This window comes from Kitasatospora sp. NPDC092039, assembly GCF_044756065.1.
Classification (GTDB): domain Bacteria; phylum Actinomycetota; class Actinomycetes; order Streptomycetales; family Streptomycetaceae; genus Kitasatospora.
In genome coordinates, this window is sequence record NZ_JBIVSD010000004.1 from 211,496 (window position 1) to 225,961 (window position 14,466).

Consider the following 14,466-nt stretch of genomic DNA (forward strand, 5'->3'; position numbering starts at 1 on the left):
CAGAAACGGTTTCGTGGGCGGAACTTCCAGCTGGGCGACCGTCTCCGACCACCCCGATTACGCCCCTGGAGCGGCGGGCGTGACAATGGGACGTATGTCCGTCCCACCGGTATGCACCCAACCCCCGAACACCCCCTACCCCGGTGGGAGCCGGCCCCTAGCCCTCAAGGGGGACAGCCGGTGAAGAATCCACTTCCAGAGGATGAGCGGACGGCTACGAGCGGTCTGGCAGACTTGCCGTCCATGGGGGAACCGACCGAGATCCAGCGAGGCGACGCCGGGCGCGCCGACGCGGCCAGTGGTGGCGGTTCCGACGCAGCGAAGGCCGTCCCCGGCCGCCTGCCCGAGGGAACCGCCCGTGCCGCCCAGTCCCGTACCGCCGCCCTGCGCAGCCGCGTCAGCGCCCAGCGCCGGTCCCCGGCCAGGCCGCGGATCTGGTTCGAACTGGCCCTGATCGGGATCAGCTACTGGATCTACTCGATCGTGCGCAACGCGGTCCCCGAACAGGAAGCGATAGCCCAGAAGCACGCGGGCTGGATCTGGGACCTGGAGCACCACCTCGGCATCGCCGTCGAGCGCTCGGTCAACCACGCCGTGGACGGCGTCGGGTGGCTCATCACCGGGATGAACTACTACTACGCGACGCTGCACTTCGTGATCACGATCGGCGTGCTGGTCTGGCTCTACCGCTGGCACCCCGGGCGCTACGTCGCGGCCCGCACGGTGCTGTTCGTGACCACCGCGATCGCCCTGGTCGGCTTCTACTTCTTCCCGCTGGCCCCGCCCCGGCTGATGACGGACGGCGGCTTCATCGACACCGTGAAGACCCACGGCACCTGGGGTTCGATGGCCTCCGGCCCCGCCGCACACGTCTCCAACCAGTACGCGGCGATGCCCTCGATGCACATCGGCTGGTCGACGTGGTGCGGCCTGGCGATCTTCTTCCTGGCCCGCCGGACGTGGGTCCGGGCGCTCGGCCTGCTGTACCCGGCCGCCACCCTGGTGGTCATCGTCTCCACCGCCAACCACTTCTGGATGGACGCCGTCGGCGGCGTGCTCTGCCTGGCGGTGGGCTTCCTCACCGCCCGCTGGCTGTACCACGAGTGGGTCTACCGGCTGCCCAGGGTTCCCGCCCGGGAGACGGTGGCCGAGCAGCCGATCACCGTCCCGGAGCAGTGGAGCGAGCCCGCGGTCAGCAGCGCGCGCCGCTAGGGTCTGTCTTCAAACTCCCGTCGTTCGTCCGGGAGGGCGGGCGGGGCGGCGTTGGGGTGCGTGCATCGCAAGGCGGAGGAGGGAGCCACTGCGGAGCATTGGCGACCGACGACAACGCGGCGAGGTACGTGCCCCGGCGTCGCCCCGCAGACGCGAGTTTGAAGACAGACCCTAGGTCCTGGAAACCGGAGGGGCCCCGTGCGGGGCCCCTTTCGCCTGTCCGGGGCGGCTCAGTCCGAGCCGTAGAACAGCCGGTCCACCACCACCCGGGCCCGCCGGGTGGTCCGCCGGTAGTCGTCCAGCAGCTCGCCGCTGTGCCCCGAGCCGTACCCGAGGTAGCGGGCCACCCCGGCCAGCTCCCGGGCCTCCCCCGGGAAGCTGTCCCCGGGCCGCCCGCGCACCAGCATCACCGCCGCCCGCACCCGGGAGGCCAGCACCCAGGCCGCGTCCAGCACCTCGGCGTCCTCCGGCCCGACCAGCCCGCCCGCCACGGCGGCGGCCAGCGCCGCCCTGGTCCGGGTGGTGCGCAGGGCCGGCAGCTCGTGCCCGTGCTGGAGCTGGAGCAGTTGCACCGTCCACTCGACGTCCGCCAGCCCGCCCCGACCGATCTTGGTGTGGGTGGTCGGGTCGGCCCCGCGCGGCAGCCGTTCGGCCTCGATCCGCGCCTTGATCCGGCGGATCTCCACCAGGTCCCGCTCCGGCACCCCGCCGCCCGGGTAGCGCAGCGGGTCGATCAGCCGCCGGAACCGCAGGCCCAGCTCCTCGTCCCCGGCCACCGGCTCGGCCCGCAGCAGCGCCTGGCTCTCCCAGGCGTGCGACCAGCGCCGGTAGTACGCCGCGTACGAGGCGAGGCTGCGCACCAGCGGGCCGCTGCGGCCCTCCGGCCGCAGGTCGGCGTCGACCAGCAGCGGCGGCTCGGTGGACGGCGCGCCCAGCCGGGTGCGCAGCTCGTGGCAGACCGCCTGGGCGGCCCGGGCGGCCTCCTCCTCCAGCGAGCCGAGCAGCGGCTCGTGGACGAAGAGCACGTCCGCGTCCGAGCCGTAGCCCAGTTCGTGGCCCCCGAAGCGGCCCATCGCGATCACCGAGATCCGGGTCGGCAGGTCACCGTGCTCGGCCTCCCAGCCGGCGATACAGGCACGCAGCGCGCCGCCCAGGGTGGCGGCGTTGAGCGCCGTGAGCGCCTCCCCCGCGGCGTCCAGGGCCTCCCCGGGGTCCTCCCCGAGCCGGCCGAGCACGTCCGCGGCGGCGGTGCGGAACAGCTCCCGGCGGCGCACCGAGCGGGCGGCGGCCACGGCCGCGTGGGTGGACCCGGCCCGGCCGACGGCGGCCAGGATCTCCCCCTCCAGGGCGGCCCGGCCGCGCGGTTCCAGCCCGTGCGGGTCGCCCAGCATGGCCACCGCCTCGGGGGCGCGCAGCAGCAGGTCGGGGGCGAGCCGGCCGGCCGACAGCACCCGGGCCAGCTGCTCGGCGGCGGCGCTCTCGTCCCGCAGCAGCCGCAGGTACCAGGGGGTGCGGCCGAGGGCGTCGGAGACCTGGCGGAAGTTGAGCAGCCCGGCGTCCGGGTCGGCGGACTCGGCGAACCAGCCGAGCAGCACCGGCAGCAGGGTGCGCTGGATCGCGGCCTTGCGGCTCACTCCGGAGGCCAGGGCGCTGATGTGCCGCAGTGCGGCGGCCGGGTCCGCGTAGCCCAGTGCCTCCAGCCGGGCCCGGGCCGCGTCCGGGGTCAGTCCGGTGGCGCCCGGCGGGAGTTCCGCGACGGCGTCGAGCAGCGGCCGGTAGAACAGCTTCTCGTGCAGCCGCCGGACCTCCATCGCGTGCCGCTTCCACTCGCGGTGCAGCGCGGCCACCGGGTCGGCCCGGGTGTCGTCGTTGATCAGCGCCGCCAGCGAGCGGGCCAGCCGGCGCAGGTCCTCGGCCCCGGTGGGCATCAGGTGGGTGCGGCGCAGCCGGTACAGCTGGATGCGGTGCTCCAGCGAGCGCAGGAAGCGGTACGCGGCGTCCAACGAGGCGGCGTCCGCCCGGCCCACGTACCCGCCCCGGGAGAGCGCGGCCAGCGCCTCCAGGGTGTTGCCGCTGCGCAGCGCCGGGTCGGTGCGGCCGTGCACCAGCTGGAGCAGCTGGACGGAGAACTCGACGTCGCGCAGCCCGCCCGGGCCGAGCTTGAGCTGGCGCTCCAGCTCGGTGGCCGGGATGGAGTCGACCACCCGGCGGCGCATCTGCTGCACGTCGGTGACGAAGTTCTCCCGGGCGGCGGCCTGCCAGACCATCGGGGCGAGCGCTTCCACGTACGCGGCGCCGAGCTCCGCGTCCCCGGCGACCGGGCGGGCCTTGAGCAGCGCCTGGAACTCCCAGGTCTTGGCCCAGCGCTGGTAGTAGGCGAGGTGGCTGGCCAGGGTGCGCACCAGCGGGCCGTTGCGGCCCTCGGGGCGCAGGTTGGCGTCCACCGGCCAGATGGTGCCCTCGCCGGTGGTGTCCGCGCACAGCCGGGTGAGGGCGGCGGCCAGCCGGGTGGCGGCCTTGACGGCCTCGTGCTCGTCCACGCCCTCGCGCGGCTCGGCGACGAAGACCACGTCCACGTCCGAGACGTAGTTGAGTTCGCGGCCGCCGCACTTGCCCATGCCGATCACCGCGAGCCGGCACGCCGCGGCGGCCTCCGGGTCCTGCTCGGCGGCGAGGTCCAGGGCGGTCTGGAGGGTGGCGCCGGCCAGGTCGGCGAGTTCGGCTGCGGTTTGCGCGAGGTCGGTGGTGCCGGTGAGGTCGCGGGCGGCGATGGCGAGCAGGCAGCGGCGGTAGGCGACCCGCAGCGCGTTCGCCGGGCCGAGCGCCTCGTCCCGGACGCCCTCGGCGAGGGCGCGGCGGAAGTCCTCCGGGCCGGGGTGCATGTCGCGCAGTTCGAAGGTGACCAGCACGTGCCAGTCGTGCGGGTGCCGGGCCAGGTGGTCGGCGAGCGCGGTGGAGACGCCGAGCACGCCGAGCAGCCGGTCGCGCAGCGGCTTGGAGGTGGTGAGGGTGTCGCGCAGGGTGTGCCGGTCGGCCTCGTCGGCGGCCTCCAGCAGCCGGGCCAGGCCCAGCAGCGCGAGGTCGGGGTCGGCGGTGGCGCCCAGCGCGTCCAGCAGCAGGGGGTCGTCGGCCAGGCCCTCCAGCCCGGGGCCCTCCAACAGCCGCACCGCCCGCGCCGGGTCGGTGAACCCGCGCCGGACCAGCCGGTTCTCCGGCCGGCTGACCCGGCTCCCGGCCCGCTGCTCCTCCACCGCCGCCATCGGCCCCTCCATCCGTCCGCCCAAGGGCCCGTCCGCCCCAGCAGGTTACGCGCCCGCACGGGCCGCCGCCGGGCACGACCACCGGGTGGACGCGCCAGGCGCCCTGCCGCCGCGCTCGGACCGGGACGGATCGGCTCCGGGCACGGCGTGGCGTGTCGGCTTGCCCGTCGGCTCGGGGGCGCGGTGGAGTACGCATGGCCGGCCGGGACGCCCCGCGGCTCTCCCCGCACTCCCGCCCGAAGGGACGACCCATGGCGACCGAGCACCCGGCCGAGCGGCGAACACCGCGCCGACCCCCCCACCGGCTCGCGATCGGCGTGCTCGGCGACCTGCTGTTCACCGTCGGCGTGCTGCTCGCCCTGCTGATCGTCCACTCGCTGTGGTGGACGAACCTCACGGCCGACCGGCACGCGGACGCCTCCGCCGAGCGGCTGCGCCAGTCCTGGTCGGCTCCGGCCCGGACGGCCCCGGCGGCCCCGGCGGCCGACGCCCCCGCGCCGACGCCCGCCGCACCGCCAGCCGCCGCACCGACCGACGCGCCGTCCCCGGTCGGCCCGGGCGACGCCGTCGGATTCCTCCACGTCCCGGCCCTGGGCGCCGGCTACCAGGTGCTGATCGAGATCGGTGCCGACCCGGACACCCTCGCGAAGGGGGTCGCCGGGGCCTACACCGCGCCCTACCGCGCGGCCATGCCCTGGGAGGCCCAGGGCAACTTCGCCCTGGCCGCCCACCGCGACGGGCACGGCGCGAAGTTCCACGACCTGGACCGGCTGAAGCCGGGCGACCCGCTGGTCGTGGAGACCCGGGACCACTGGTACGTCTACCGCGTCGACGCCACGCTGCCCGAGACGTCCAAGGAGGACATCGGCGTCATCGCCCCGGTGCCCGTCGGCTCCCCCTACGACGGGCCGGGCCGCTACATCACCCTGACGACGTGCACGCCGGTCTACACCTCGCTGTACCGGATGGCCGTCTGGGGCAGCCTGGTCCGGGAGGAGCCGATGGACCCGGGCCGCACGCCGCCCGCCGAGCTCCGCTGAGCCCGTCCGGCGATCACACGACTGACGGGCGGTGCGCCGTGCGCACCGCCCGTCGGTCACCGAGTGCTCCGGCCCGGTCAGGAGGAGCGACGGCGGCGACCGATCCGCATGGCCGCCGCGCCCGCCGCGACGAACGCCGCCGAGAGGCCGAGCAGCACCGGCGAGGTCTCGCTCCCCGTCTCGGCCAGCTCCCCGTGGTGCCAGCCGTTCTCGTCCGCGTGGCCGCCCTGGTGGCCCTGGTGGCCTTCGTGGCCCTGGTGGCCCTCGTGACCCCCGTGGCCCTGCTGACCCTGCTGGCCCCCGTGGCTCTGGTGGCCCTGGTGGGTCGGCCGGTGGACCGTGCCAGCGCCGTACTTGGCGTTGTTCACGTTGGAGTTGTTGTTCGAGTTGTTGCTGGAGTTGTTGCTGGACTGCGAGGCCGACTGGCTGTTGTTCGCCGTGTTCTGCGCGGAGTTGCTCGCCGAGTTGGCCGCGGAGTTGTTGGCGTTGCTGCTGGCGGTGTTGTTCGCGCTGTTGTCGAGGCTGTTGTTGATGGTGTTCTGCACGACGACCGTCACGTTGACGTTCTGGTCCTGGCTCTGCTGACCGTTCTGGGACTGGGACTGGTTCTGGGCCTCGGACTGGCTCTGGGTCTGGGACTGGCTCTGCGGGGCACCGCCCCCGCCGTTGCCGCCGTTGCCCCCGTTCCCGCCGTTGCCCCCGTTCCCGCCATTCCCGCCGTTGCCGCCATTCCCGCCGTTGCCTCCGTTCCCACCGTGCCCGCCGTGGTCACCGTGGTCACCGTGGTCCCCGTGCCCGCCGTGGTCCCCGTGGTCGCCAGGGGGGCAGGGGCAGGCGTGGTGGTGCTGGTGGTGGTGGCAGTGCTTGGCGGTGAGGCCCGACAGTTCGTTCAGCTCGCTCAGTTCGTCGGCGAACCCGAGCATCGGCGACTGGCCGCCGCCCCGCCCGCGCTCGGCGTCCTCCTCGCTCGGCTGGCCCTCCTCGTCCTGCTCGGTTCCTTCCTCTGCCTGCCCGGTGCCTTCGTCGGCCGGCCGGACCGCCTCGGCGGCGGCCGGCGCCTGACCGCCGGGCGCCGCCGAGGCCGTGTCGCCGTCCGAACGGTTGGCCTGACGGCCCGCCGGCATGGCCGGGGCGGCGTCGTGGTTGCCGAAGGTCCAGGCGTGGGTGGTGTTGCCGTTGCCCTCCGCGGCCTGACGGAGGAGCCCGTCGACCCACTCACCCTGGGCCGCCGCCGATGCGGTGCCCGCGCGGTGGTCGACGGAGGACGAGGCGTAGGCCGCGGAGCCGGCACCCCACACAAGGGCGGCCGAGGTCAGTCCGGACAGGGCCAGGGTGGTGATTCGAGTACGCATGACACTCCAGGATGATCCGCAAAACGGATCTTCTGAATACGCCCCTCGCTCACCCCTCCACGGCTCGCACCGCTGCAGAGTAACCCCGTTGGCCCAACGGATTAACGTGCGTGGAGGCACACCGCCCGCACGCCCCGGACGACCCGAGCCGATTGACTGATCATCAGAGCACCTGGAGGTTCTTCCGCAGCTCGAACGGCGTCACCTCGGAGCGGTACTCCTCCCACTCGTGCTTCTTGTTGCGCAGGAAGAAGTCGAAGACGTGCTCGCCGAGGGTCTCGGCGACGAGTTCGCTGCGCTGCATCAGGTCGATAGCCTCGCCGAGGTTCTGCGGCATCGGCTGGATGCCGAGGGCCCGGCGCTCGGAGTCGGACAGCGCCCACACGTCGTCGTCGGCGCCGGGCGGGAGCTCGTAGCCCTCCTCGATGCCCTTGAGGCCGGCCGCGAGGGTGACGGCGTAGGCGAGGTAGGGGTTGCAGCCGGTGTCGAGGGAGCGGACCTCGATCCGGGTGGAGCCCTGCTTGCCCGGCTTGTACATCGGCACCCGGATCAGCGCCGAACGGTTGTTGTGGCCCCAGCAGATGTAGGACGGTGCCTCGCCGCCGGCCCCGGCGGTGCGCTGGGAGCCGCCCCAGATCCTCTTGTACGAGTTCACCCACTGATTGGTGACGGCGGCGGTCTCGGCGGCGTGCCGCAGCAGGCCGGCGATGAAGGAGCGGCCGACCTTGGACAGCTGGTACTCGGCGCCGGACTCGTGGAAGGCGTTGCGGTCGCCCTCGAACAGCGAGACGTGGGTGTGCATGCCGCTGCCGGGGTGCTCGGAGAACGGCTTGGGCATGAAGCTCGCGTGCACGCCCTGCTCCAGCGCGACCTCCTTCATGACCAGCCGGAAGGTCATGATGTTGTCGGCGGTGGAGAGCGCGTCGGCGTAGCGCAGGTCGATCTCCTGCTGGCCGGGGGCGCCCTCGTGGTGCGAGAACTCGACCGAGATGCCCATCGACTCCAGCATGGTGATCGCCTGGCGGCGGAAGTCGTGGCCCACCCCGCGCGGGGTGTGGTCGAAGTAGCCGGACTGGTCGGCGGGGATCGGCGGGGTGCCGTCGCCGGGCAGGTTCTTCAGCAGGAAGAACTCGATCTCCGGGTGGGTGTAGAAGGTGAAGCCCAGATCGGAGGCCTTCTCCAGGGTGCGCTTGAGCACGAACCGGGGGTCGGCGAAGGACGGCGAGCCGTCCGGCATCAGGATGTCGCAGAACATCCGGGCGGTGCCCGGGGTCTCCGAGCGCCACGGCAGGATCTGGAAGGTGGTCGGGTCCGGCTTGGCGATCATGTCGGACTCGTACACCCGGGCGAATCCCTCGATCGCCGAGCCGTCGAAGCCGATGCCCTCCTCGAAGGCCTGCTCCAGTTCGGCTGGTGCCACCGCGACCGACTTGAGGAACCCGAGCACGTCGGTGAACCACAGCCGGACGAACCTGATGTCACGCTCTTCGAGCGTCCGAAGCACGAACTGCTGCTGCTTGCCCATGGGGACAGTCTCACCTCTGCTCTTTACGCTCGTGTTACGCCCCCGCGGCCCCCGGAAAGACCTCGTGAAGCGGTTGCCCCCATCATGGCCGATCCCGGCCCGCCCCGGCAGCGCCGACCCCTGTCGTCGCCCCCGCCACAGGCCCCCCCCGGCAGCGCCCGGCAGCCCCCAGCCGCTCTCGGCCGACCCCGGCCGACCCCGCCCAGGACATTGCGTCAGTTAGACGATAAACTCGGAGCATGCCCAATCTCCGTCTCGCCCTGAGCCAGATCGACCCCTGGGTCGGTGACCTCGCCCGCAACAGCGATGAGGTGGTGCGCTGGACCAAGCAGGCCGTGGAGGCCGGTGCGCAGCTGGTCGCCTTCCCCGAGATGGCCCTCACCGGGTACCCGGTGGAGGACCTCGCCCTGCGCCGCTCCTTCGTGGAGGCCTCCCGCGGCGCGCTGGTCGAGCTGGCCGGCCGGCTGGCGGCCGACGGGCTGGGCGAGGTCCCGGTGGTGGTCGGCTACCTGGGGCGCTCCGAGCACGCCTCGCCGCGCTTCAACCGCCCGGCCGGCTCCCCGCAGAACTGCGCGGCCGTGCTGCACCGGGGCCGGGTGGTCACCCGCTTCGCCAAGCACCACCTGCCCAACTACGGCGTGTTCGACGAGTTCCGCTGGTTCGTCCCGGGCGACCAGCTGCCGGTGCTGCGGGTGCACGGGGTGGACGTCGCGCTGGCCATCTGCGAGGACATCTGGCAGGACGGCGGCCGGGTCACCGCCGCCCGCGAGGCCGGCGCCGGGCTGCTGCTGGTGGTCAACGGCTCCCCGTACGAGCGGAACAAGGACGACCAGCGGCTGGAGCTGGTGCGGCGCCGGGCCGCCGAGGCGGGCTGCACCCTGGCGTACGTCAACATGGTCGGCGGCCAGGACGAGCTGGTCTTCGACGGCGACTCGATCGTGGTCGGCGCGGACGGCGAGGTCCTGGCCCGCTCACCGCAGTTCGAGGAGCACCTGCTGGTGCTGGACCTCGACCTCCCGGCCGCCTCGGGCGACGACACCGACGGCCTGCTGCTGACCGACGGGCTGCACCTGGTCCGCACCGAGCTGGGCGGCGGACCGCAGGCCGCGCCCGCCGGGCGGCTCACCGCCGAGGTGGCGCCGCGGCTCTCGGACGAGGCCGAGATCTGGGCCGCGCTGGTCTCCGGCACCCGGGCGTACGTGGCCAAGAACGGCTTCCGGTCCGTGCTGATCGGCCTCTCCGGCGGCATCGACTCCGCGCTGGTGGCCGCGATCGCGGTGGACGCGGTCGGCCCGGAGAACGTGCACTGCGTCTCGATGCCCAGCCGCTACTCCTCCCAGCACTCCCGGGACGACGCGGCCGAACTGGCCCACCGCACCGGGGTGAACTTCCGGACCGTCTCCATCGCCCCGATGTTCGACGCCTACCTGGCGGCCACCGAACTCACCGGCCTGGCCGAGGAGAACCTCCAGTCCCGGCTGCGCGGCACCCTGCTGATGGCGATCTCCAACCAGGAGGGGCACATCGTGCTCGCGCCCGGCAACAAGAGCGAGCTGGCGGTCGGCTACTCGACCCTGTACGGCGACTCGGTGGGTGCCTACGGGCCCATCAAGGACGTCTACAAGTCGCTGGTCTTCCGGCTGGCGCACTGGCGCAACGAGGAGGCCGGACGGCGCGGCGAGGTGCCGCCGATCCCGGAGAACACCATCACCAAGCCGCCGTCCGCCGAGCTGCGGCCGGACCAGGTGGACACCGACTCGCTGCCCGACTACGACCTGCTGGACACCGTGCTGGCCCGCTACATCGAGGACGACGAGGGCCGGGACGCGATCGTGGCGGCCGGCTTCGACCCGGCCGTGGTGGACCGGGTGGTCCGGCTGGTCGACACCGCCGAGTACAAGCGGCGCCAGTACCCGCCGGGTCCGAAGGTCTCGGCGAAGAACTTCGGCCGGGACCGCCGCCTGCCGATCACCAACCGCTGGCGGCGCGGTTAGCACCTGTGCGCGGTTCACCCCGGCGGCGGGTGGGGCGCCCCACCCGCCGCCGCGGCGCGGCTAGCGGACCGGCTGGTACCGGTAGGTGGCGGCCACCGGGAGGTGGTCGCTGCCGTCCCGGGGCAGGGTGCGGGAGTCGACCGGTTCCAGCCCGCCCTTGCTCATGATCTGGTCGATCCGGGCCATCGGGAAGGCGGCCGGCCAGCTGAAGCCGAAGCCGTCCCCGGCGGCGCCCTGGGCCGAGCGCATCTGCGAGGTGACCGGGGCCAGACTGCGGTCGTTCATGGTGCCGTTGAGGTCGCCGAGCAGCAGGACCTTCTTCAGCGGCTCGGCCTGGATCGCGTCGCCGAGCGCCTGGGCGCTGAGGTCGCGCTGGTTGACGGTGAAGCCGCCCTCGGCCTTCAGCCGCACCGAGGGCAGGTGCGCCACGTACACCGCGACCGGCCCCTGCGGGGTGGTGACCTCGGCCCGGAACGCCCTGGTCCAGCCCATCTGCAGGCTCACCGGGGTGATGTCGTCGAGCGGGTACTTCGACCAGAGCCCGACGGTGCCCTGCACGGTGTGGTGCGGGTAGGCGTCCGCGAGCCCGGTCTCGTACGCGCGCAGCTGCCGGCCGGCCAGCTCCTGCAGGGCGACGATCTGGGCGCCGGAGTCCACCAGGGTGCGGATGGTGCCCGGCACGTCGGTGTTGGCCGCGGCGACGTTGTGGCTGACCACCGTCCAGTCGCCCTTGCCGCCGCTCTTGTCGGACAGCAGGCCGCCGAACAGGTTGACCCAGAGCACGAGGGGCAGCAGCAGCGCGATCAGCGCGGTGGCGGAGCGGCGCAGCAGCGCGGGCACCAGCAGCACCGGGACGGCCAGGCCCAGCCAGGGCAGGAAGGTCTCCAGCAGGCTGCCGAGGTTGCCGACACTGTTGGTCACCTCGGCGTGGAAGGCCAGCAGCGCGGCCGTGAGCACGGCCGGTACGGCGGTCACCAGACCGCGCCGCCAGGTGTTGCTGCCGCGGGCGTCCCGGCCCCAGTTCCGCAGGCCGAGGAAGTCGCCGCGACGCGCCGCGGGGGCCGGGCCGTCGGCGCCGCCCCCGGGGGCCGCGATCCGCTCGGTCCTGTCCGCCTGCGCCATGAAGTGGCTCCCGTCGCTCGTGCCGTCGCCGCTCCGGGGGCCGTCCCGTCGAAGGTGCGGGTACCCACCGGACCGGTGCCGGTGTGGTCGGATCCCGGCTCAGCCTATGCCGGGACAGACGTCGGTCCCGGCTGAACGGGTTCCGGCGCGGCCCGGTTTGGTGAGCGAGGCCACGTCAGGGGGCACGTCCGGGCCCGTGGACGGGGCCGCGTACGGGGCGCGTACGGGCCGCGTACGGGGCGCGTCGAGCACGGTCGGGCACGGTCGAGCCGGTCGGACGGCGTCAGCGCGGCCCGAGGCCTTCGAGCACCGAGTCGACCAGCTTGCGGGCCAGGTCCGGGTCCTCCAGGTCGGAGTCGTCCCACAGGATGCTGCGGTAGAGGATCGGCCCCATCAACAGGTCGTTGAGCAGCTCCAGGTCGAGGTCGTCGCGGATCACGCCCTCGGCGACGGCCTGGCGGATCAGCCGGAGCCCGACCTCCCGGCGCGGCTTGATCACCCGGTCCCGGTAGGCGGAGTACAGCTCGGGCAGGGTCTGCATCTGGCCGAGGGCGGCCTTGAGCACCCAGCGGGTGCGCTTGGCCAGGCCGCGCCGGCGGATGTGGTCGACCAGCGCGATCAGGTCGGCCCGGGCGCCGGCGCCGGTGGGCTCCGGCAGCGGCTCCTCCAGTCGGCTGACCACGTCGACCAGCAGGGCCTCCTTGTTGGACCAGCGCCGGTAGATGGTGGCCTTGCCGACCCCGCCGGCCGCGGCGATGCCCTCGATGGTGAGCTCGGACAGCGCGGTGCCGCCGGCCATCAGCTCCTCGACGGCCGTGAAGATGGCCTGTTCGGCGGCCTCGCTGCGGGGCCGGCCACGGCGCACCTCCGCGCAGGACTGCCCGGTGTCGGCGGTCGGCGTGTCCGTCTTCATCCCCGCTGTCTCTCCCTCGCTGTCCCCCGGCCGCGCTGGCGCCGTGGTGTGTCCCCCGGTGGGTCCGACGGCAGCGGCGCTGCCCTGGACCGAGGCCCTGCCACCCGGGGCGCACCCGGGTGACAGGGCCATTGTCACTCAGCCGCGGAGCGGCCCGGCCGCTGGTCAGGCGTCCGCGGCCGCGGCCTCCCGCTCCCGGTCGGCCGGCTCCGGGACCGGACCGGCGGGAGCGGCCGACCGGCGCGGCAGCAGCAGCCAGGCGACGACGGCGCCGATCACCGAGACGCCCGCCGAGAGCGAGGCCACCACGTGCATGGCGTGGATGAAGGAGTCGTTCGCCGGGGTGATCAGTGCCTGGCCGCCGGGAATCCGGTCGGCGATGGCGAGCGTGGCCTCCAGCGACTCGCCGGCCTTGTCGCGCAGCCCCTCCGGCAGGTGGGTCAGGGTGTCGGCCATCCCGTCGCGGTAGACGGTGGACAGCACCGCGCCGAGCACGGCGACCCCGAGCGAGCCGCCGACCTGGCGGAAGGTGTTGTTGACGGCCGAGCCGGCGCCGGCCTTCTCCCGGGGCAGCGAGGCCATGATCGCGACGGTGACCGGCGGCATGACGTGCGCCATGCCGGCGCCCATCACCAGGCCGAGCAGGACCAGCACCCAGATCGGGGTGGTGGCGGTCAGCACGACGTAGCCGAGGAAGCCGACCGCGACCAGCAGCATGCCGCCGGTGGCGGTGGCGGCGACGCCGAGCCGGTCGACCACCAGCCGGGCCCGCGGGGCGAACACCAGCTGGGCGGCGGCCAGCGGCAGCATCAGCACGCCGGCCTGGAGGGCGCTGTAGCCGCGCACGCTCTGGATGTAGAAGACGCCGAAGAACGAGACGCCCATCAGCGCGAAGAAGACCACGCCGACGACCACCACGGAGGCGCTGAACACCTTGTTGCGGAACCAGGTGACGTCCAGTGCGGGGAACGCCGTGCGGCGCTCGAACCAGACGAAGGCGACCAGCGCGACCACGCCGACCAGGGTCGGCGCCCAGGCCTCGACCGCGGTGAAGTCGGCCAGCTCTCCGCCCTTGATGATGCCGTAGATCAGCGCGACCAGGCCGACGATCGACAGCAGCACGCCGACCGGGTCCATCCGGCCCGGGTTCGGGTCCTTGGACTCGGGGACCAGGACGACCATCGCGATCACCGCGACGACCACGATCGGGACGTTGACCAGGAAGACCGAGCCCCACCAGAAGTGCTCGATCAGCAGGCCGCCGGTGATCGGGCCGATGGCGATGGCCAGGCCGACCGCGCCGGCCCAGATCCCGATCGCCTTGGGCTGCTCGGAGCGCTCGAAGACGTTCATGATGATCGCCAGCGTGGCGGGCATCGCGAGCGCGCCGCCGACGCCCATCAGGGCGCGGTAGCCGATGAGTTCACCGGGCGAGGCGGCCAGCGCGGACAGCAGCGAGGCGATGCCGAAGACCACCATGCCGGCCAGCAGCGCACGCTTGCGGCCGAACCGGTCGCCGAGCAGGCCGGAGGTGAACAGCAGCCCGGCGAAGACCAGGGTGTAGGAGTTGATCGACCATTCCAGGTCGCTCTGGGTGGCCCCGAGACCGACCGGCGCGGGGGTCGCGATGGTCTTCATCGCGACGTTGAGGATCGAGTTGTCGAGCACGACGACGAGCAGGGCGAGCAGCAGGGTGCCGAGGATCGCCCAGCGCCGACGGTGGATGGCTTCCGGCACCCGAGGCGGCGCGGCTGCGGTGGTCATTGGTCTTCCCGTCCGTGTTGGTGTGGCACTGGCGGGCAATTCCGAGCCGAATGCGTCTCGTAACCCCCCGGAGCCAGAGTAGCCGGAAATTCGATACGAGACGAACCCGTTTCGCAAAGAGCCGGCAAATTCGGGGCCGTCGCACTCCGGCGCCCCTGGCCCGCGCACCCGGTGTGGCGTGGATCGCACCGGGACGAACGCACCCCTCTTTGCGCGGGCGCCGGGGCGTGCAAGCATGGAGGGGATCCGGGGACGCCGTACGGCGCCACGAGACGACAACCCTT

General features: G+C 73.3%; 9 protein-coding genes. 3 read left to right on the top strand and 6 right to left on the bottom strand.

The annotated features are described in order from the left end of the window. Positions 1 to 243 precede the first annotated feature (243 nt). Positions 244 to 1,212, top strand: coding sequence for a phosphatase PAP2 family protein (locus ACIQI7_RS10515; RefSeq protein WP_401107285.1), 969 nt, complete (start codon positions 244 to 246; stop codon positions 1,210 to 1,212). A gap of 230 nt (positions 1,213 to 1,442) precedes the next feature. Here the strand turns inward: ACIQI7_RS10515 and ACIQI7_RS10520 are convergent, their stop codons facing one another. Then, complete coding sequence (locus tag ACIQI7_RS10520) at positions 1,443 to 4,472, bottom strand: bifunctional [glutamine synthetase] adenylyltransferase/[glutamine synthetase]-adenylyl-L-tyrosine phosphorylase (RefSeq protein WP_401107287.1); 3,030 nt, start codon at positions 4,470 to 4,472, stop codon at positions 1,443 to 1,445. 251 nt (positions 4,473 to 4,723) lie between these two features. On the opposite strand from ACIQI7_RS10520, the gene ACIQI7_RS10525 reads away from it, so the two are divergent. Next, a complete protein-coding gene (locus tag ACIQI7_RS10525) occupies positions 4,724 to 5,512 on the top strand; it encodes a class E sortase (RefSeq protein WP_401107289.1) in 789 nt (262 codons plus the stop codon). Positions 5,513 to 5,589: 77 nt separating this feature from the next. Here the strand turns inward: ACIQI7_RS10525 and ACIQI7_RS10530 are convergent, their stop codons facing one another. Both ACIQI7_RS10530 and ACIQI7_RS10535 read right to left on the bottom strand, forming a co-directional pair. Continuing rightward, positions 5,590 to 6,864 carry a hypothetical protein gene (locus ACIQI7_RS10530; RefSeq protein ID WP_401107292.1) on the bottom strand — a complete coding sequence of 425 codons (1,275 nt, stop codon included), beginning with the start codon at positions 6,862 to 6,864 and terminating at the stop codon, positions 5,590 to 5,592. 163 nt (positions 6,865 to 7,027) lie between these two features. Next, positions 7,028 to 8,389 carry a glutamine synthetase family protein gene (locus tag ACIQI7_RS10535; protein WP_387748720.1) on the bottom strand — a complete coding sequence of 454 codons (1,362 nt, stop codon included), beginning with the start codon at positions 8,387 to 8,389 and terminating at the stop codon, positions 7,028 to 7,030. Between the two features lie 239 nt (positions 8,390 to 8,628). On the opposite strand from ACIQI7_RS10535, the gene ACIQI7_RS10540 reads away from it, so the two are divergent. After that, a complete protein-coding gene (locus tag ACIQI7_RS10540; RefSeq protein WP_401107295.1) occupies positions 8,629 to 10,383 on the top strand; it encodes an NAD+ synthase in 1,755 nt (584 codons plus the stop codon). A 60-nt stretch (positions 10,384 to 10,443) separates the two neighbouring features. Here the strand turns inward: ACIQI7_RS10540 and ACIQI7_RS10545 are convergent, their stop codons facing one another. The 3 genes from ACIQI7_RS10545 to ACIQI7_RS10555 all read right to left on the bottom strand — a co-directional run bounded on the left by ACIQI7_RS10545 (position 10,444) and on the right by ACIQI7_RS10555 (position 14,182). Then, positions 10,444 to 11,505: an endonuclease/exonuclease/phosphatase family protein gene (locus ACIQI7_RS10545; protein WP_401107298.1), complete on the bottom strand. Its 1,062-nt coding sequence runs from the start codon at positions 11,503 to 11,505 to the stop codon at positions 10,444 to 10,446. Positions 11,506 to 11,788: 283 nt separating this feature from the next. After that, on the bottom strand, positions 11,789 to 12,418 hold the full coding sequence (locus ACIQI7_RS10550) for a TetR/AcrR family transcriptional regulator (protein ID WP_401107301.1): 630 nt from the start codon (positions 12,416 to 12,418) through the stop codon (positions 11,789 to 11,791). A 165-nt stretch (positions 12,419 to 12,583) separates the two neighbouring features. Further along, a complete protein-coding gene (locus ACIQI7_RS10555; RefSeq protein WP_401107304.1) occupies positions 12,584 to 14,182 on the bottom strand; it encodes an MFS transporter in 1,599 nt (532 codons plus the stop codon). Positions 14,183 to 14,466: the final 284 nt, after the last annotated feature.